Raw genomic sequence first — 18,722 nt, 5'->3', positions numbered from 1 at the left:
TCTGGAAGATCGCTTGACTCCCGGCCGAACCTTTCAAGGATGGGTTTCGGAGAACCTCTCAGCGTTCCGGTAGGCCGTTCGATCAGTTGCCGCGTGGATTCCCAGCGATCCTTGATGCAAAGTGTCGATTAAGGATACTCTAATTGCGCGGGTGGCGAGCCGCGCGGTGCTAACGCACTACGAGACCACTGCACCGCAGGTAATTCCGGTCGTACTTCGCCGCACCGGTGACGAAACTACTGTCGCACGATATCGACTGCCCGGTCCAGGTGACCACGCTGGATCAAGGGTGCGGCAAAGCTGAACCGGGACAACGGAATCGAACTATCAGGAGCGAGCGATGCAGCTCACAACACTGGCGGTGGGACTGGCGGACAAGCCCGCGATCATCATGGGCGGTTCGGGTGACACACTGACCTTCCGCGAGCTCGAAGCCAGGTCGAACCAGATCGCGCGGATGCTGCGGGCGCGTGGATTGCGCGCGGGCGACCACATTGCGTTGCTGTTCGACAACACGATCGATATGTTCCCGATCGTGTTCGCCGCCCAGCGGTCGGGCCTGTTCTACACCCCGGTGAATTGGCATCTGTCCGAGTCTGAGGCGATCTACATCGTCGAGAATTGCGAAGCCCGCGTTCTGCTTTCCGCGCCGGCCCTGGAGGATTCGGCCGCGGCGATCGGTGGCGCGCTGCCCGGACTCGAGCGGATCGTCACCGGCGACGTATCCGGGGTGCGGAGCCTCGACAACGCGGTCGCGGGCTGTCCGATCGACCCGATCGAGCACGAGACCGAGGGTTACTACATGTTCTACTCGTCCGGCACGACCGGCCGTCCGAAGGGGATCCTGCCCGAGATCTCCGGGCTGCCCTTCGGCGCGGGATTGCCGATCGACCACCGGATGGCCGCAGCCTTCGGCTTCGGCCGGGACACCGTTTATCTCAGTCCTGGCCCGCTCTATCACGCCGCGCCGCTCGCCTGGACCATCGGCACCATCCGCAACGGCGGAACAGCCGTGGTGATGGAGAAATTCGACGCCGAGCACGCACTGCGGTTGATCGAACGGCACGGCGTGACCCACGGCCAGTTCGTGCCGACCATGTTCGTGCGCATGCTCAAACTCCCAGAGACGGTTCGGGCGCGCTACGACGTATCCGGTCTGCGCGCGGTCGTGCACTCCGCAGCCCAATGCCCGGTCGAGGTGAAAGAGCAGATGATCGACTGGTTCGGACCGAAGCTGGTGGAGTTCTACGGCGGCACCGAGGGCACCGGATTCTGCATGATCGACACCCAGACCTGGGTGACCCACAAGGGCTCGGTCGGCAAACCACTGCGCGGCATCCCGCACATCTGCGACGACGAAGGCAATGAACTGAAGCCGGGTGAAATCGGAACCATCTGGTTCGGCGATGCCGGCCAATTCTCCTACCACCGCGACCCGGACAAGACGGCGAGCGCATACAACGACAAAGGCTGGAACACCCTCGGCGACCTCGGATACGTAGACGAGGAGGGCTACCTCTACCTGTCCGGCCGCCGCACAGACCTGATCCTCTCCGGCGGCGTCAACATCTACCCCCGAGAAATCGAGGACACCCTGACCCTGCACCCCGCGGTCGACGACGTAGCCGTAATCGGCATCCCAGACCCCGAATTCGGCCAACGCGTCCACGCCGTCGTCCAACCCGCCGCCACAGCGACCCCGGGCCCGGACCTCGCCGCAGCCCTGATCGCCTACTGCCGCGAACATCTCGGCCACTACAAATGCCCGAAATCAATCTCCTTCGAACCCGTACCCCGCCTGCCCAGCGGCAAAATCCTGCGCCGCGAACTGATGAAGGCGTATGAGGAGTCTCAGCGCTGACTGCTATGCCCTCTTCAAAAGCATTGCGCCGGAAGGGACGCCGCCGCCTGCGGTGACTACTGCCAGCTGGGCGTCATCGACCTGACGGCCGTGGGCGGCGCCGCGCAGTTGCAGCATTGCCTCGCGGACGAAGCCGTAGCCGTGGAGGCGGCCGGCCGAGAGTTGTCCGCCGTGGGGGTTGAGGGGGAGGGGACCGTCGAGGGCGATGGTTTTGCCGCCTGCGATGAAATCGGTTGCCTCGCCGGGGCCGCAGAAGCCGAGACCCTCGATCCAGGACAGGGCGTTGAACGTGAAGCCGTCGTAGAGGAGGGCGACGTCCACGTCGGCGGGGGTGAGGTCGGTGCGGGTCCAGAGGTGGGCCGATGGGCCGCGGGACTGCGGGGTGTGGCTCAGGGTGTCCTGGTCCCAGCTGAGCCGTTCCAGGATCGCGGTGCCGACGGCCTCGACCAGCACTGGTGGGTGCGGGCGGTCATCGGTGGTCTCGATGGCCGAGACCACCACCGCGATGGCGCCGTCGCACGGGACATCGCAGTCGTAGAGACCGAAGGGGGTGGTCACCATGCGGGCATTGAAGTAGTCGTCGATGGTGAGCGGGTCGCGATAGAGGGCCTCCGGGTTGCGGACCGCGCCCGCGCGCGCGGTGACCGCGATGGCACCGAGCGCTTCGCGCCCGACGCCGTAGCGGTGCATGTAATGCGAAGCGTTGCAGCCGATCCACTGGGCGGCCGACATGGCACCGAAGGGAGCCCGAAACTCCATCATTCCGCTCGCACGGCCACCGTCTGGATGCCACTCACCAGACCGCACCAGCACGCTGTGCGACGCCTCCCAGACCGTGCGGAAACACAGCACATGCCGACACAGCCCGGCCGCGACCGCGAGCATGGCGGCGGTGATCGAGCCGATCTGCCCCGGCACCTCGCGCGCACCGTTGACCCAGGTCGGAGTCAGCTGCAGCGCCTCGGTGAGAGCCGTGATGCCGCCTTCGCTCATACCGCCGGGGACGGCTCCCGGATAGGTGGACAGCCCGTCGATCTCGCTCAGGTCGAGTCCGGCGTCCGCCACCGCGGCCAGGCAGGCGTCGACGGTCAGCGAGATCGGGTCGACCATGAGCCGTCGGCCCACTTGCGACTGCCCGACCCCGGTGAGTGCGACCTTGTCCTCGTACTTTCGTGGGGAAGCCATGGGCCGCAGCGCATTTCGGATCTCGCGCGGCTCAGGTAACGGCCCCGGCCCTTCGGCCGCTTCGGTTTCCGGGTCCGGTTCGAACAGGGGAAGGTACAGATCATCGACCTGTTCGAAACGCGCCCGCACCCGCATTCCGATGTGCACTTCGTCCGGCTCGCACCCGACGATATTGGTGGTCAGCCGCGCCCGATCGTCCTCGGCGAGCGCGACCACCGCTACTACGTACGGCGGCGGGAACTTCGGCAACCACGTCTGATGGTTCACGCTGAACCCGACGACCACCGCCTTCCCGGAGGTCGGCGCGAGCGACACCGCCCGCCCGCGGCAGGACGGGCACACCGGCATCGGTGGATGGAAGAACCGTCCGCAGTCGGCGCAGTGCGAAATTCTGAGGACGCCGTCGGCACCGGATCGCCAGAACTCGGCGCTCGCGAGTGTTGGTTGCGGTAGCGGGCGATCCGGGGCGGACATGATGTGGGATACCTCGAATTCAGCGGAGCAGTTCGATAATGGTCGCGTTGGCGGTGCCGCCGCCCTCGCACATGGTCTGCAGTCCGTACTGCAGGTTCTCGCGCCGCAGCTGCGCCAGCAGCCGCGTCATCAGAATGGCACCCGAGCCGCCGAGCGGGTGGCCGACACCGATCGCACCGCCGAGCGGGTTGAGCCGCTTCGCGTCGGCACCGGTTTCGGCGAGCCAGGCCAGCGGGACCGGCGCGAACGCCTCGTTGACCTCGAACGCACCGATATCGTCGATGGACAGTCCAGCCTTGCGCAGCACCTTCTCCGTCGCCGGGATCGGCCCGGTCAGCATCAGGATCGGGTCCGCGCCGCTTACCGCACCGGAGTGATAGCGCGCGATCGGCGTGAGACCGAGTTCGCGTGCCCGTTCGGTGGTTGTGATGAGCAGTGCGGCCGCACCGTCGGCGATCTGGGACGAATTGCCAGCGTGGATCGCGCCGTCGGGCTTGAACGACGGCTTCAGCCCGGCCAGCTTCTCTGCCGTGGTGCCTCGGCGCAGTCCTTCGTCCACGGTGAACTTGGTCCCGTCGACCTCGATCGGCACGATGTGGTCGTCGAAGACGCCCTCGTCGATCGCCGCGGCCGCCTTGGCGTGCGACTGTGCCGCGAACTCGTCGAGCTGGGTACGGGTGAAGCCCCACCGTTCGACCATCAACTCGGCGCCGATGCCCTGGTTGAAGTCGAAGTTGTCATAGCGAGCCAGCACGGCGGGTCCGTACGGCTGCCCCGTGGTCCGGTGCGACCCGAGCGGAACGCGGGTCATCGTTTCCACACCACCGGCGACCACGAGGTCGTATTGCCCGGCCATGACGGCGTGCGCCGCGGAGTCGACGGCCTGCTGACTGGAGCCGCAGGCCCGGTTGATCGTCACTCCGGGCACATGTTCCGGCCATCCGGCCGCGAGTACGGCGAACCGGCCGATATTGCTCGACTGGTCGCCGATCTGAGTGACACAGCCCCAGACCACATCGTCCACCGTGGCGGGATCGAACCCATTGCGCTCCACCAGCGCATTGAGCACCTTCGCGGACAGATCGGCCGCGTGTACCGGCCCGAGCGTGCCGTTGCGCTTACCGATCGGGGTGCGGACCGCATCAACGATGACGGCGTCTCTCATATGGACCTCCTCAGTCCTGCGGGTCGGCAAGGTGGCGACCCGGTCTGGTGTTGGTTGCGTCTTGGCTCGCCTGCCTGGCGGCACCGCTGTGGACGAGTTCGTCGCCGCTGCCGATACCCCAATCCTGGAATACCGCGCGGGTGTCGGCGCCGATGGCCGGTGCGGTCGCGCCGGGTTGCGCCGGGGTGGCCGAAAACCGCGGTGCCGCAGCGGGTTGGACCACACCGTCTCGGGTGATCACACTGCCGCGTACGGCCAGGTGTGGATGGGTCGCCGCCTCGGTGAGGCCGAGGACGGGCGCGACGCAGGCGTCGGTCCCCTCGAACAACTGAGCCCATTCGTCGCGGGTGCGCTCGGCGAACCGTTCGGCCAACAAAATTCGCAGCTTCGGCCAGGTCGATCGGTCGTGCTGTTGTTCCGGGTCGATGTCGATGTCGAGCAGCTCGATCAGCTGCCGGTAGAACTTTGCCTCCAGCGCACCGACCGCCATGTGCCGACCGTCTTTGGTCTCGTAGACGGAATAGAACGGCCAACCGCCGTCCAATTGATTGACCCCACGCTCGTCGGTCCACGCGCCACGGGCCAGTTTGGCGAAGGTGCTTGCGAGCAGATGCGCGGTGCCGTCCACGATGGCCGCGTCGACGACCTGGCCGCGGCCGGTCCGCTCGACGGCGTACAGCGCGGCAAGCACCCCGATCACCAGATAGCAACCGCCGCCTCCGAAATCGCCGACCAGATTGAGTGGGATCTGCGGTGGTCCGCCCGCGGACCCGATCGCACCGAGCGCCCCCGTGAGGGCGATATAACCGATATCGTGCCCGGCCGCGGCGGCCAGCGGGCCATCCTGGCCCCAACCGGTCATCCGGCCGTACACCAGCCGGGGGTTGCGAGCCAGGCATTCGTGCGGCCCGATACCGAGACGCTCGGTGACGCCGGGACGAAATCCTTCGATCAAAATGTCGGCACGTTCGATCAGGTCGAGCAGCGCGGCCGGACCCGACGGGTGCTTGAGATCGAGCACCACCGACCGCTTCCCGCGATCGGTCACATTGGTCGGGCCGCTCACGTCCGGCTCATCGGCGCGTTCCGGCCGATCCACCCGGACGACCTCGGCCCCGAGATCGGCGAGGAACATCCCGGCGAAGGGACCGGGGCCGATGCCGCCGAGCTCGACCACCCGGCAGCCGGCCAGCGGTCCGCTGGACATCAGCGACCTTTCCAGATCGGTGCCCTCTTTTCCGCAAAGGCGGTGGCGCCTTCGACGGCGTCGGCGGAGGAGAACACCGGCTGTGCGATGTCGACCTGCTTGACCCAGCCCTCCTCCAGGGTCCAGTCGGCGCTGGAACGGGCGATCTCTTTGGTCGCCGCGACGGCCAAAGGTCCGTTCGTCGTAATCGTTTCGGCGAGCGCCAATGCGCCCTCGAGCGCGCCGCCCTCCTCGGTGAGCCGGTTGACCAGGCCGACCTCGGCCGCCCGCTCGGCGCCGATCGGATCACCGGTCAGCAGCAACTCCAATGCGATCGCGAACGGCACCCGCCGCGGCAGCAGCAGCGCGGCGCCGCCGCGCGCGACCAGCGACCGCTTCACCTCGGGCACACCGACGCGCGCGGTGCGGGCCGCGACCACGAGATCGCAGGCCAGCAGCAGTTCGAAGCCACCGGCGACGGCCCAACCCTCGACCGCGGCGATCAGCGGTTTGCGCGGCGGCGTCATCGTGATCCCGCACAGGCCGCGGCCCTCGATCGCTGGACTCTCACCGCGCAGCCACGCCTTCAAATCCATTCCGGACGAGAACGTCCCGCCTGCGCCGGTGAGCACGCCCGCCCATAACTCGTCCGACTGGTCGAGCTCGTCGACTGCGGCGGCCACCCCGGCCGCGACGCCGGCATTGAGCGCGTTCTTCGCCGTCGGGCGATTGATCGTTATGACCTGGACCGCGCCACGGCGCTCCACAAGCACTTCGTCCGACACATCTTCTCCTTCGCACTGGCCGTCGATCGGCGCCGCTCTCGGGCCGTTCGATTCAGAACAGTATACTTAATTTGGCTAATTTTCCGAATGAATGCGTATACTGAATTCGTCGCGGCGGCCCTTGGCGGCCCTGGCGACGCGCTCGCTACGAGGAGGTAACCGGATGCGCCGGACGCTGTTCACCCAGGACCATGAGGACTTCCGCCTCTTGGTCCGCGACTATCTCGCCCGCGAGGTGGTCCCGGAGTACGAGCAGTGGCGCGACGCGGGCCTGGTGCCCCGTGAACTGTTCACCTCGCTGGGCAAGCTCGGCATCATCGGCACCGCCATTGCGGAGGAATACGGCGGTGGGGGTCAGGACGACTACCGCTACAACGTGGTGCTCCAGGAGGAGTGCGCGCGGGCGGGCGTGACGCTCGGTGGCCTGCGCACCCACCTCGATATCGTCGTCCCGTACTTCCTGGGCTTGGCCGACGATGCCCAGCGGTCCCGCTGGTTCCCCGGCCTGGCCTCGGGGGAGTTCTACACCGCGATCGCGATGAGCGAACCGGGTACCGGTTCGGATCTGGCGGGTGTCGCGACCAAGGCGGTTCGCGACGGCGACCATTACGTGCTCAACGGAGCCAAGACCTTCATCACCGGTGGCTACCACGCCGACTTGGTCATCGTCGTCGCACGGACCAGCACCGATCCGGACAATCGCCGCGCCGGCCTTTCCCTGCTGGTGGTGGAGAAGGGGATGCCGGGCTTCACCGTCGGACGCAAACTCGACAAACTCGGTCTCACCGTGCAGGACACCGTCGAGCTGTCCTTCGCCGATGTGCGCGTCCCCGTCGCCAATCTGCTCGGCGCGGAAGGCGAGGCATTCTCCTACCTCGGCCGCAATCTGGCGCAGGAGCGGCTGGCCATCTCGGTCGGCGCGGTCGCGCAGGCCAGGGCCGCGCTCGAGATGACCATCACCTACGTCCGGGACCGGACCGTATTCGGTAAACCGGTCGCGCACTTCCAGAACACCAAATTCGAGCTCGCGGCCATCGCTGCCGAGGTCGAGGCCGCCCAGACCATGCTCGACGCGGCCATCACGGCATTGGTCGCCGGCGAGTTGAGTCCCGTCGACGCGGCCAAGACCAAGCTGTTCTGCACCGAGATGCAGGGCCGTGTGGTCGACCGCTGCCTGCAACTGCACGGCGGCTACGGCTACATCCTCGAATCCCCGATCGCCCGGCTCTACGCCGACGCGCGGGTGAGCCGCATCTACGGCGGCACCAGCGAGGTCATGAAGACCATCATCAGTAAATCCCTTGGCTTATAAGGAGTTTGGTATGCACATCGACGGTTCCTCGGCACTGGTCACCGGCGGCGCCTCCGGGCTCGGCCTGGCCACCGCGCGTCGGATCATCGACCGTGGCGGGCGCGTCGTCCTCGCCGACATCTCCGAGGAGCAGGGCGCCAAGGCCGTCGCCGAACTCGGCGACGCGGCACAGTTCGTTCGCGCGGATGTCACCGACGAGGCCGAGATCTCCGCCGCCCTCGATGCCGCCGAAAAGAGCGGTCCGTTGCGTTTCGTCGTGCACTGCGCCGGCCGCGGCGGCGACCGGGTCCGGATCATCGACCGCGACCGCACCCCCGGTGACCTGGCGACCTTCGCCGAGGTCGTGCGGATCAATCTGATCGGCACCTACAACGTGCTGCGCCTGGCCGCCGCCCGCATGGCGGCGAACGAAATCGTCGACGGCGACCGCGGTTCCATCGTCCTCACCGCATCGGTCGCCGCATTCGACGGCCAGATCGGGCAGACCTCCTACACCGCCTCCAAGGCGGGTGTGCACGGTATCACCTTGGTCGGAGCCCGGGATCTGGCCAGCTGGCAGATTCGGGTGAACACCATCGCGCCGGGCATCATGGACACCCCCATGCTCGCCCGGCTGCGCGACGACATCCGCGAAGGCCTGGCCGCCACGGTGCCACATCCCAAGCGTCTCGGTGACGGCGACGACTACGCCCGTCTGGCCGTCGAGATGCTGGAGAACCCCTACCTCAACGGCCAGACCATCCGGCTCGACGGCGCCATCCGCATGGCCCCGCGCTGACCGCCGCATCGATCGCAACCATGGAGGAGCCAGGTGACTCTCACGTTCACCGAGGAGCAGGTCGAGACCGATGAGGAGTTCCGGGCGCGCCTGCGGGCGTTCCTGACCGACCATCATCCCGGCCGTCGGCCCAAGGATCCGGCCGCGCGGCTGGCCTGGCAGAAGGCCTGGCTGGCAACGCTTTTCGACGCCGGATACGCCGGTCCGAGCTGGCCGCGGGAATACGGTGGGATGGGCCTGAGCTTCGGGCGTCAGGTGATCTATCAGGAGGAGTACGCGCGGGCCCGGGTCCCGGGTCCGCTGGGGACCGGGCTCGGCATCGCCGCACCGACGATCATCAAATACGGCACGGCCGAGCAGAAGCAGCGCTTCCTGGCTCCGATGTTGCGCGGCGATATGGTTTGGGCGCAGGGTTATTCCGAGCCGGGCGCCGGATCGGATCTGCCCGCGCTGCGCACCTCGGCGCGGCTCGAGGGCGGCGGTCCCGATGATCCCGACGCGGCATATGTGGTCAACGGGCAGAAGGTGTGGAACAGCGCGGCCGATATCGCCGACATCATCTTCACCCTGGTCCGCACCGGTCCGCCGGGCTCGCGGCAGGAGGGGATCAGCTATCTGCTGATCGATGCGCACGCGCCCGGCGTGAGTGTGCGGCCGCTGCGAGATCTGACCGGAGACGAGCATTTCTGCGAGATCTTCTTCAGTGATGTGCGGGTGCCGGTCGCCAACCGGGTCGGCACAGAGAACGGCGGGTGGCCGCTGGTGCGCACCAGCCTGGGCCATGAGCGCGCGGCCGGGGCGATGAACCAGGCCGCGATGTACCGGCGGGTACTCGACGAGCTGATCGAGCTGGCGCACGAGCGCGGGGCGACCGCGGACCCCCTGGTGCGTGATCGATTGGCGGACTTCGAGATCCGGGTATCGATCATGCGGCTGACCGGAATGCGCACGATCGCCGACATCATGGCCAAGGGGGAGCCCGGGCCCGCGTCGTCCACATCGCGGTTGTTCATCGTGACCTTCGAACAAGACCTGCACGAATTCGCCGTCGATATGCTCGGCGCCTACGGTGTGCTCGGTCGGCGCGATCCGCACGCCGTACAGCGCGGCCGCTGGGTGTGGGGCTTTCTGCGCACCCGGGCCTCGACGATCGGTGCGGGAACCGCGGAGATCCAACGCAATACCATCGCCGAACAGGTGCTCGGCCTGCCACGCGACCCGGCGATGCCGTCGGTTGGGCGGACCCGATGAGGGCGGCGCGCTGCACCGAATACGGTGCGCCCGGCGGACTCTCGGTCGTCGAGCTCGACGATCCCCAGCCCGGTCCCGGCGAAGTGCTGATCCGGGTGCATGCCGCCGCGGTCAACTACCCGGATGTGCTGGTCATCGCGAATCGATATCAGGTATCGGCACCGCTGCCCTTCACGCCCGGCAGTGAATTCGCCGGTGTCATAACGGCTTTGGGGCCCGGGGTGACGGGTCCGCCGGTGGGTTCGCCGGTGGCCGGAGCCGCATTCACCGGTGCGTTCGCCGAACAGATCGTGGTGCCCGCCACGGGTTTGCGCCCGATTCCGGACGGTCTCGATATGGTCCACGCCGCCGCGTTCCACGTCACCTACGCCACCGCCTACCACTCGCTGGTCACCATCGGCGAGGGAAAAGCGGGGGAGTGGGCGGTCGTGCTCGGCGCCGCCGGCGGGGTCGGCTCGGCCACAGTCGATGTCGGCACCCGGCTGGGGTTGCATATCATCGCGGCCGCGTCGAGCGAGGATCGGCTCGTGGTCGCGCGCAAGCTCGGCGCCGAGGCCGGAATCGATTATGTCCGTGAGGATCTGAAGAAGCGGTTGCGCGAAGTGACCGGCGGCGAAGGTGTCCATCTGGTGATCGATCCAGTGGGCGGTGACTACTCGGAGGCCGCTCTGCGCGGACTGCGGCGCGGTGGCCGGTTCGTCACGGTCGGCTACGCCGATGGGAAGATTCCCAGCATTCCGCTGAATCTCGTACTGCTCAAAGAAGCGACCGTGCGGGGTTTCGAGATTCGGATGTTGCGGCAGTACGCCAAAGATGCTGTGGCAGAGGGTGATCGCGCGCTCGCCGCGATGGTTCGCGACGGGATGCGTCCACTCGTCTCCCACGTCCATCCACTCACCGATATCGCCACCGCGTTGACCGACGTGGCCGAACGCCGCACCACCGGAAAGATCGTCCTCGACATGACTGCTGGCTGAACCGCATCGCACAGGAGTGGCACCACCGTGCCACCACTTTCGAGGCGGTCACGCCGTGAGGGCGTCGGCTCGATTTTCGACGATGTCGGCGAGGGAATTCATCGCATGGCCCGCGACGATGCCGCCGTCGACCGGCAATACCGTGCCGGTAATGTAGCCGGACCGATCACCGGCGAGGAAGACGGTGGCCTCGGCGATGAGGAAGACGGTGGCCTCGGCGATATCGGTGGCCGAGCCATCCCGTCGCAGCGGCCGGATGGTCTTGATGGCCTCGCGTAACTGCTGGGTCATGTCGTCACCGCCGGCGATATGGGCGAGTGTGCTGCCCATGATCGGGGTCGGAATCGCGCCCGGCGCAATGCAATTCACCCGGATGCCGTAACCGGCGAGGTCGATGGCGGCGCATTTGGTGAAGTGGATGACACCGGCCTTCGCCGCGCGATAGGTCGCCTCGCCCGCGCCCGCTCGAATGCCGCCGATGGAGGTGGTATTGATGATCGAGCCGCCGCCGTTGGCGGCCATATGCCGGGCCGCGTGCTGGGTGCCGAGCATGACGCCGAGCAGGTCGACCGCCATCACACGGTGGAATTCGTCGAGCGGATCGTCGAGGAAATGCGGGTACATAGCGGTCGGAACGCCCGCGTTGTTCAGCATGATGTGCAGTCCGCCGAATTGCGCCACCGTGTCGGCGATCAGCTCTTCGATCTGCGCGGAATCCGCGACGTCGGTCTGCTTGAACAGCACCTCCGGCCCGTACTCGGCGGCCACGGCGGCACCCTGTTCGGAATTGATATCGGCGATGACGACGCGGGCGCCCTCTTCGACGAATTTGTCGACAGTCGAGCGCCCGATTCCCGATGCGCCGCCGGTGACGATGGCAACCTTGCCGGTCAGTTCATTTGTCATGGTGATCAATGCCTTTCGTGAGCTACCAGGTGACCGGTAGTGCGTGGACGCCGTGGGCGAAGTGGTCTTCTTTGAATTCGATGTCGTCGAAGGTGGTGGCCAGCCGGAGGGTGGGGATGCGGCGGTAGAGCGTGCCGTAGACGACCTGCAGTTCCACCCGGGCCAACTGCTGCCCGACGCACTGGTGGATGCCGAACCCGAAGGCGTGATGGTGGCGCGCCTGTCGGTGCAGGTCGAGCGATTCGGGTTCGGGAAAGACATCCGGATCCCAGTTGGCTACCGGCAGCGGCACGACGATGCCGTCGCCTGCGCGGATGACCTCGCCGCCGACCTCGATGTCTGCCACCGCGATTCGACGCAGTCCGTGCTGGGCGATGGACAGATAGCGCAGCATCTCCTCGACGCCGCCCGCGATGACCTTCGGATCGTCGCTGTCGCGGAATACCGCGAGCTGCTCCGGATTCTGCAGCAGCGCCAGGGTGCCGAGGGCGATCATATTCGCGCTGGTGTCGTGTCCGGCGATGAGCAGTACGACGCCCATCTGCGCGGCCTCGTGCACGGTGACCTCCCCGGCCGCGACCCGCTCGGCGAGCTCGGAGATCCAGCCTTGGCCGGGGGAATCCATCCGTGCGCTGATGAGCGCGGCGAGGTATTCCAAAATTTCCGTGGCCGAGCGCGCGTTCTCTTCCGGCGTGGCATTGCGGTCGACGGCGACTCCCGCGTGCCGGTGGAAGAACTCCTTGTCTTCATAAGGGACGCCGAGCAATTCGCAGATCATCAGCGACGGCAGGGGCAGCGCCAGCGCGTTGACCAGATCGGTCGGGTTCGGGCCCGCCAACATATCGTCGATCAAGTCATCGGTGATCCGCTGGATCGCCGGACGCAGCGCCTCGACCCGCTTGACGGTGAACGGAAAGGTCATCAGCCTGCGGAACCGGCTGTGTTCCGGGGCATCGGAATTGAAGATGGTCAGCGGGCGATGGTCGACGGTTTCGGCCATGCCCTGGTTCTGATGGGGGAAGCCGGGACGACGCTCGTCGGCGCTGAATCGCGGGTCGGACAGGACCACCCGCTGTTCGGCGTGGCCGGTGACGAACCAGTGTGTGCTCCCATCCCAGATCCGCACCCGGGACAGCGGTTTCGCGGCCTGCAGTTCACGCTGCCGCTGCGGCGGCCCGAACGGGCAGCCCGTGGTCCGCGCCATCGGGAATTCGGGCAGGTCCGCGGTAATCATGAACTCGGACATGGGTTTTCCTTTCGCGGACGGCTATTCCTGGATGGTGATGACGAGTGCCGGGCAGACCGCGGCGGCTTCCCGGACGTCGGCGGCCTGGTCATCGGGCGGGTTCGTGTCGAGCAGGATGACGATTCCGTCCTCGTCGCGCTGGTCGAAGACCTCGGGGGCGACGGCTACGCACTGCCCGCAGGCGACGCACTTGTCTTCGTCGATGGTGACTTTCATGGGATGCTCCTCGCTGTCAGTGCCGACTGGTCGCGACCGACCGGGCGTCGATGATTTCCTGCCTGCGCAGGCGGGTCTGTTTGGGCATGTTCCAGCCGACGACGCCGGTGACTCGGCCGTCGAGGGTGTAGCGGGCGACGAATCTGCGCGCGTCGGTGGAACCGTCCACGATCTCCACGTCCGCTCCGGTCGGGAGGGTGCCGTGGACTTGGATCTTGGTGTCGAACTGATCGGTCCAGAAGTAGGGGACCGGGGTGTAGGGCTGTTCGGCGCCGAGCAGATTGGCGGCGACCGTGGCGGCCTGTTCGGTGGCGTTGGTGCGGTTCTCCATCCGGACCAGGCCGCCCACGTGGTCGTCATGCCAGCGGGCGACGTCACCCGCGGCGTAAACACCTTGGGCCGCACGGCAATAGGAGTCGCACACCACGCCGTTGTCCAGCGTCAGTCCGCTGTCGGTCAGCCAATCGGTCGCCGGGACCGCGCCGACCGCGACCACCACGACATCGGCGGGCAGTTCCTCACCGGTGTCCAGCCGTACGCCACCGACCCGGGCGCCGTCGTGGATGAACCCGCTGACTCCGGTGCCGAGCCGCAACCGCACCCCGCGTTCGGTGTGCAGATCGCCGAGCAGGGGCGCGATCACCGGGCCGAGTTGTCCGGCCATGGGCGCCAACAGTGGGCCGACCACGGTGACGTCCAGGCCCATAGTCCTTGCGGTGGCGGCGATTTCGGAGCCCAGCACACCTTCACCGACCACCACGAGCCGAGTGGCGCGCAGCAGGTCCGCGCGCAGGGCGACTGCGTCTTCGAGGGTGCGCAGCACGTGCACACCGGCCAGGGCGTCCACGCCGGGCAGGGTGCGGGCGCGCACCCCGGTGGCGATCACGACGGCGTCGGCCTGTACGGACAGCCCGGATTCGGCGTGCACGATGTGGTTGACAGGGTCGAGGGCGACCGCGGTCTCGCCGAGGACCAGGTCCATCGGCATCGCGACCAGCTGCGTGGTGGGGCGCAGTTGCGCCTTCTCGGGTTCCCAGGCGCCGGCCAGGATCTGCTTGGACAGCGGCGGCCGGTCGTAGGGGAGTTCGGGTTCGGCGCCGAGGATGGTGATGCTGCCCTGATATCCGTTGCGCAGCAAGGCTTCCGCCGTGGACAGGCCGGCCGCCGAGGCGCCGACTATCAGTACGCTCTCGGGAACATGCATGGCTGACTCTCTTTCGTAGGTCTCGTGGTTCGGATCAGACGAGCTGCAGGCGCCTGCGCAGCAGGGCGGCGCCCGCACCCAGCGAGACCAGACCCATGCCGACGCTGGTGACTGTCTGCTGGACACCTTCGAGGCCGAGGCTGTCGGCCACCGGTTCGAAGCCGACCGCCAGCGCGATGCCGAGGTTGAACAGGAACAGGAACCAGAGGGTGGGCTTCGCGGAAAGCAGCGTCTGTACGGACTTCATGGCGATTCCTTCGAGATCGGTTAACGTCTGGCGTCAACGATTCCGTCTGCCGCTCGCCGCAACGAGGGAGTGCGGTCCCGAAGTCGGGGTGTACCTGGCTACACCCCTCAGCGGTACCGCGCTACACCGTCAGCGGGCATCGCGTCGCATAGCCTGGTCACATGCGGAAAACGGTGCGACATGCGGCGCGGGCAACCGCGCAGCTGGCCAATGCCGCGGCACTGGCCTTCGGCTCGTACCTGTTCATCTCGATGCTGTTGCTGACGCTGGCCGGTGCGCTGTCGCTGATCGGTATCGGGATGGTGCCGGTGACGGCCCAGCTGGTGCGCCAGTTCGCGGGCAGTAAGCGGCGCCAGGTGGCGGCTTGGACGGGCCGCACCGTCCCCGAGGTGTATTCGCCGATCGGCGGCCCGCTACGGCAGAGCCTGCGCGCGGTCGTGCGCGACCCGACGACGCTCGCCGACCTGCGCTGGATGCTGGCCTACTACTTCTACGGCGCCCTGGCCTATTTGGCGATACCGCTGTGGCTGATCGGTTTGCCCGTCGACGGGGTGTGGTGCGGTCTGCTCGGCCGAAAAGCGTTGGTACTCCCGCTGATCGGTCGACTGGCCGATCTGGACGCCAACTGGTCGCGGTCGCTGTTGCGCCCCCCGCCCAAGGCATGGCTCGCGGCCCGGGTCGACGAGCTGACGGAGACCCGGGCCAGCGCGATCGCCGCACACGGCGCCGAACTGCGCCGGATCGAACGCGATCTGCACGACGGCACGCAGGCGCGGTTGGTATCGCTGTCCATGCGGATCGGTCTGGCGAAACGCGCGATGGAACGCGATCCAGCGAACGCGCGCAAGCTGCTCGACGAGGCGCAGCAACTGACCGAGGAAGCGCTGACCGAACTGCGCCACATCGTGCGGGTGATCCACCCGCCGATCCTCACTGACCGCGGTCTAGCCGGAGCCATTCTGGCACTCGCGACCGACAGCGGTCTCGACGTCACCGTGGACGTGGACGAGGTGTCGCAGGGGCCGCGGGCCCCGGCGGCAGTGGAGGCGGCGGCATATTTCGTCGTCGCCGAGGCATTGACCAATGTGGCCAAACACAGCCGGTCCGAGCGGGCCGAGGTCCGAATCATGCGGATACACAACGGGTTACGCGTGTCGGTGCGCGACGAGGGGCGGGGCGGAGTCGAGGATATGTTGCGGGGCAACGGTTCCCAGGCGGCGGGGTCCGGTGTGCTCGGAATGCAGCGTCGGGTCGCCGCGCTCGACGGAACCTTTACTGTGACAAGCCCCGTCGGGGGCCCTACCGAAATCGAGGTGGAATTGCCGTGCGTGTGGTGATGGCCGAGGACAACGCCCTGCTACGGGAAGGACTCGTCCTGTTGCTGACCTCGGCCGGACACGAGGTCGTGGCCGTGGCGGGCAGCGGGCCGGAGATTCTGCCCGCATTGCTTACCCACCGCCCGGATATCGCCGTACTCGATGTCCGGCTGCCACCGGCCTTCCGGGACGAGGGGCTGCGGGCCGCGCTGGCCGCGCGCAAGGAGCTGCCCGGATTGCCGGTGCTCGTGCTCTCGCAGTACGTCGAGGAGTCCTATGCCGCCGAATTGCTCGGTGGCGGGGCCAGCGGGGTCGGCTATCTACTCAAGGATCGGGTGGGGCGCGTCGACGAATTCCTGGAGGCACTGGACCGGGTCGCGGCCGGCGGCACCGCACTCGACCCGGAGGTGGTGAGCCAATTGCTCACCCGCCGCCGGAATTCGCCCCTGGACTCGCTGACTCCGCGGGAGCGCGAGGTGCTGGAATTGATGGCGGCCGGGCACGACAACGCGACCATCGCCGAGACACTCGTCGTCACCGAACGTGCGGTGAGCAAGCACATCGGCAATGTCTTCCAGAAGCTCGGCCTGCCGACGACAGATAGCGGACATCGCCGGGTGCTGGCGGTACTCGCGTACCTCAACAACGCCTAGCGGCCGGCAGTCGAGCACGAGCGCCCCGTTCAGAGACCTGCGGCAGGTTCTCGACGGGGCGCTGAGTACGGGAACGGTGTCACTCGATGGTGATGGCGCGTTCCGGACAGGCCATTTCGCCCTCGCGCGCCGCATCCTCGAGATCCGCGGGCAACTCACCTGCGAAAGGCAGGGCGTAACCGTCGTCATCGAGTTCGAACAACTCCGGTGCCGCGGCCGCACACCGGGCGTGTCCGGAACACAGCGAACTGTCGATCGTGATTTTCATCGAACAACTCCGTTCTCGAGAGTAGAGATTTCGCCGAGATTCATCGGCCCGGCGTAGGCGATGGCCAGCAGGTCCGAGAGGTCGACGCCCACTTCGGCCGCGACTTCCCGGCAGGCCGCCAGATCCTTGCGCAGGAAAGGACCGACGGTTTCGGCATACTGATCGGGGCTGCCGACGGCGGCGATATGACGCCCCGCATTGCTGCCACCGGCGCTGACCGCGAGGGCTTCGAGCAAGGCGCTGTCCTCGATGCCCACCGATCGACCTGCCGCGAGACCGCGCAATGTCACCTGCGAGATCGTCGCGAACAGCAGATTGTTGAGCAGCTTCACCAGCAGCGCCGTACCGCGCGCGCCCGTCGTGATGACGGGATCGGCATAGGCCCGCACCACCTGACGTGCCGTCGCCACATGTTCGGGCTCGCCGCCGAGGTAGACCACGAGCCGTCCGGCGCGTGCCGAATCCGCTGTCCCACTGAATGGTCCGTCCACGATCGGGGCCTTGCCGGTGGGTGAGAACTCGTCGAGTCGACTCAGCGTCGTCGGCGTTCCGGTGGTGTGCGAGATGAGAATCGCGTCCGCGCGCATGGCTCCCACGACTTCGGGCAGCACCTCGAGCACCTGGGCATCACTGAACAGACAGCTGACGACGACGTCGGCGTCCGCGATATCACGCACCCGGTCGACGAGTTCGGCTCCGGCTCCGGCGAGCCGCTCGCCGACCTCCGCGCGCCGGGTATACAGGCGGACCCGGTGGCCAGCCGCGAGCAAGTGCTGCGCCATCGGTTCACCGATACGGCCCGCCCCCAGGAATCCGATCGTCGGGAGCTCGCTCATGGCTTGGTGGTAGACCCCGCGTCGACGGTGAACTGCAGTCCCGTCACGTACCGCGCCTCGTCGGAAGCGAGGAACAGCACGGCATTCGAGATATCCCGCGGCTCGACGTGCGTGTGCAGCGTATTCATCGCGGCCAGCGCGAACAGCGGCTCGCGTTCCTTCAGCTCCTCCATCGGCACGCCGACCGTGATGCCGGTGTCGCTGACGCCGGTGGGATGCACGGTGTTCACCCGGATCCGGTGCTTGGCGAGCTCATTGGACAGCGCCTTCATCAGGCCGACCACGCCGTGCTTGCTCGCCACATAATGGGCGTAGGGCACATGGCCCCGGATACCCGCCGCCGAGCTGGTGATGATGATCGATCCGCCCGCATCGGCGGCGATCATGCCGGGCACGGCGGCACGCACGGTATTCCACACGCCCTTGAGGTTGACGTCCATGGTCACGTCCCACTCCTCCTCGGACAATTCCCAGGCGCGACCGGTACTCATCACTCCGGCATTGGCGACAATCGTGTCGAGGTGACCGAATTCGGCCGTCGCCGCGTCGACCGCGGCCCGCATATCGCTGAGCGAGCGCACATCGGCCTGGAGGGTGACGCACCGGCCGCCGACGGCCTCGACCAGTTTCGCGGTCTCCTCGAGCTGTTCCTTCGTCGCCAGCGGATAGGGCAGCGCCTGGCTGATCTCCTGGCAGACATCGGTGATCACGACGGCCGCCCCCTCTTCCGCCAGCCGCACCGCATGCGAGCGGCCCTGGCCGCGCCCAGCTCCGGTGATGAGTGCGACCTTGCCCTCTGCACGCCCCATACCAACCTCAGTTCCATTGTTGTGCAATGCTTTTCGCGTCACTGACC

19 protein-coding genes are annotated in these 18,722 nt (G+C 67.2%); 7 read left to right on the top strand and 12 right to left on the bottom strand.

Annotated features, from left to right (window positions below):
* Positions 1-340 precede the first annotated feature (340 nt).
* On the top strand, positions 341-1,861 hold the full coding sequence (locus OIE68_RS17850) for an acyl-CoA synthetase (RefSeq protein WP_327100488.1): 1,521 nt from the start codon (positions 341-343) through the stop codon (positions 1,859-1,861).
* Between the two features lie 3 nt (positions 1,862-1,864).
* On the opposite strand, the gene OIE68_RS17845 is transcribed toward OIE68_RS17850, so the two are convergent.
* From OIE68_RS17845 to OIE68_RS17830, 4 genes are read right to left on the bottom strand one after another with little or no spacing between them, the layout of a single operon-like run.
* Positions 1,865-3,520: a thiolase C-terminal domain-containing protein gene (locus tag OIE68_RS17845; RefSeq protein ID WP_327100487.1), complete on the bottom strand. Its 1,656-nt coding sequence runs from the start codon at positions 3,518-3,520 to the stop codon at positions 1,865-1,867.
* A gap of 19 nt (positions 3,521-3,539) precedes the next feature.
* Positions 3,540-4,685, bottom strand: a complete 1,146-nt coding sequence (locus OIE68_RS17840; RefSeq protein WP_327100486.1) for an acetyl-CoA C-acyltransferase — start codon at positions 4,683-4,685, stop codon at positions 3,540-3,542.
* 10 nt (positions 4,686-4,695) lie between these two features.
* Positions 4,696-5,892 (bottom strand): CaiB/BaiF CoA-transferase family protein, encoded by a 1,197-nt coding sequence (locus OIE68_RS17835; RefSeq protein ID WP_327100485.1) that lies wholly within the window; start codon positions 5,890-5,892, stop codon positions 4,696-4,698.
* Entirely contained in the window at positions 5,892-6,656 is a 765-nt protein-coding gene (locus tag OIE68_RS17830; RefSeq protein WP_327100484.1) for a crotonase/enoyl-CoA hydratase family protein, read from the bottom strand. The genes OIE68_RS17835 and OIE68_RS17830 overlap by 1 nt, the downstream gene beginning before the upstream one ends.
* A 163-nt stretch (positions 6,657-6,819) precedes the next feature.
* On the opposite strand from OIE68_RS17830, the gene OIE68_RS17825 reads away from it, so the two are divergent.
* Genes OIE68_RS17825 through OIE68_RS17810 form a run of 4 tightly spaced genes read left to right on the top strand, consistent with a single transcriptional unit; the run spans position 6,820 to position 10,974 of the window.
* Entirely contained in the window at positions 6,820-7,968 is a 1,149-nt protein-coding gene (locus tag OIE68_RS17825; RefSeq protein ID WP_327100483.1) for an acyl-CoA dehydrogenase family protein, read from the top strand.
* A gap of 10 nt (positions 7,969-7,978) precedes the next feature.
* Positions 7,979-8,746 carry an SDR family NAD(P)-dependent oxidoreductase gene (locus tag OIE68_RS17820; RefSeq protein ID WP_327100482.1) on the top strand — a complete coding sequence of 256 codons (768 nt, stop codon included), beginning with the start codon at positions 7,979-7,981 and terminating at the stop codon, positions 8,744-8,746.
* A gap of 33 nt (positions 8,747-8,779) precedes the next feature.
* Entirely contained in the window at positions 8,780-9,997 is a 1,218-nt protein-coding gene (locus OIE68_RS17815) for an acyl-CoA dehydrogenase family protein (protein WP_327100481.1), read from the top strand.
* Positions 9,994-10,974, top strand: coding sequence for an NADPH:quinone oxidoreductase family protein (locus tag OIE68_RS17810; protein ID WP_327100480.1), 981 nt, complete (start codon positions 9,994-9,996; stop codon positions 10,972-10,974). The genes OIE68_RS17815 and OIE68_RS17810 overlap by 4 nt, the downstream gene beginning before the upstream one ends.
* A 48-nt stretch (positions 10,975-11,022) precedes the next feature.
* Here the strand turns inward: OIE68_RS17810 and OIE68_RS17805 are convergent, their stop codons facing one another.
* Genes OIE68_RS17805 through OIE68_RS17785 form a run of 5 tightly spaced genes read right to left on the bottom strand, consistent with a single transcriptional unit; the run spans position 11,023 to position 14,793 of the window.
* Complete coding sequence (locus OIE68_RS17805) at positions 11,023-11,880, bottom strand: SDR family NAD(P)-dependent oxidoreductase (RefSeq protein WP_327100479.1); 858 nt, start codon at positions 11,878-11,880, stop codon at positions 11,023-11,025.
* A gap of 22 nt (positions 11,881-11,902) precedes the next feature.
* On the bottom strand, positions 11,903-13,126 hold the full coding sequence (locus tag OIE68_RS17800) for a cytochrome P450 (protein WP_327100478.1): 1,224 nt from the start codon (positions 13,124-13,126) through the stop codon (positions 11,903-11,905).
* Between the two features lie 21 nt (positions 13,127-13,147).
* Positions 13,148-13,342, bottom strand: coding sequence for a ferredoxin (locus tag OIE68_RS17795; RefSeq protein WP_327100477.1), 195 nt, complete (start codon positions 13,340-13,342; stop codon positions 13,148-13,150).
* 16 nt (positions 13,343-13,358) lie between these two features.
* Positions 13,359-14,546 carry an NAD(P)/FAD-dependent oxidoreductase gene (locus OIE68_RS17790; protein WP_327100476.1) on the bottom strand — a complete coding sequence of 396 codons (1,188 nt, stop codon included), beginning with the start codon at positions 14,544-14,546 and terminating at the stop codon, positions 13,359-13,361.
* Between the two features lie 34 nt (positions 14,547-14,580).
* Positions 14,581-14,793, bottom strand: a complete 213-nt coding sequence (locus tag OIE68_RS17785; RefSeq protein ID WP_327100475.1) for a hypothetical protein — start codon at positions 14,791-14,793, stop codon at positions 14,581-14,583.
* 161 nt (positions 14,794-14,954) lie between these two features.
* On the opposite strand from OIE68_RS17785, the gene OIE68_RS17780 reads away from it, so the two are divergent.
* The gene (locus OIE68_RS17780; RefSeq protein WP_327100474.1) at positions 14,955-16,130 is read left to right on the top strand and encodes a sensor histidine kinase; all 1,176 of its coding nucleotides are present in this window, start codon (positions 14,955-14,957) and stop codon (positions 16,128-16,130) included.
* Positions 16,118-16,762, top strand: coding sequence for a LuxR C-terminal-related transcriptional regulator (locus tag OIE68_RS17775; RefSeq protein WP_040701288.1), 645 nt, complete (start codon positions 16,118-16,120; stop codon positions 16,760-16,762). Before OIE68_RS17780 ends, OIE68_RS17775 begins: the two co-directional genes overlap by 13 nt.
* Before the next feature lie 79 nt (positions 16,763-16,841).
* Here OIE68_RS17775 and OIE68_RS17770 read toward each other — a convergent pair whose 3' ends face one another.
* Genes OIE68_RS17770 through OIE68_RS17760 form a run of 3 tightly spaced genes read right to left on the bottom strand, consistent with a single transcriptional unit; the run spans position 16,842 to position 18,675 of the window.
* Positions 16,842-17,030, bottom strand: coding sequence for a ferredoxin (locus tag OIE68_RS17770; RefSeq protein WP_327100473.1), 189 nt, complete (start codon positions 17,028-17,030; stop codon positions 16,842-16,844).
* On the bottom strand, positions 17,027-17,866 hold the full coding sequence (locus OIE68_RS17765) for an NAD(P)-dependent oxidoreductase (protein ID WP_327100472.1): 840 nt from the start codon (positions 17,864-17,866) through the stop codon (positions 17,027-17,029). Before OIE68_RS17765 ends, OIE68_RS17770 begins: the two co-directional genes overlap by 4 nt.
* Positions 17,863-18,675, bottom strand: coding sequence for a mycofactocin-coupled SDR family oxidoreductase (locus OIE68_RS17760; RefSeq protein ID WP_327100471.1), 813 nt, complete (start codon positions 18,673-18,675; stop codon positions 17,863-17,865). Before OIE68_RS17760 ends, OIE68_RS17765 begins: the two co-directional genes overlap by 4 nt.
* Positions 18,676-18,722: the final 47 nt, after the last annotated feature.

Origin of the sequence: Nocardia vinacea (assembly GCF_035920345.1) — a bacterium.
Lineage (GTDB): Bacteria > Actinomycetota > Actinomycetes > Mycobacteriales > Mycobacteriaceae > Nocardia > Nocardia vinacea_A.
Note: the sequence above shows the minus strand (reverse complement) of the source record. Positions and strands in the feature narration are given on the sequence as shown.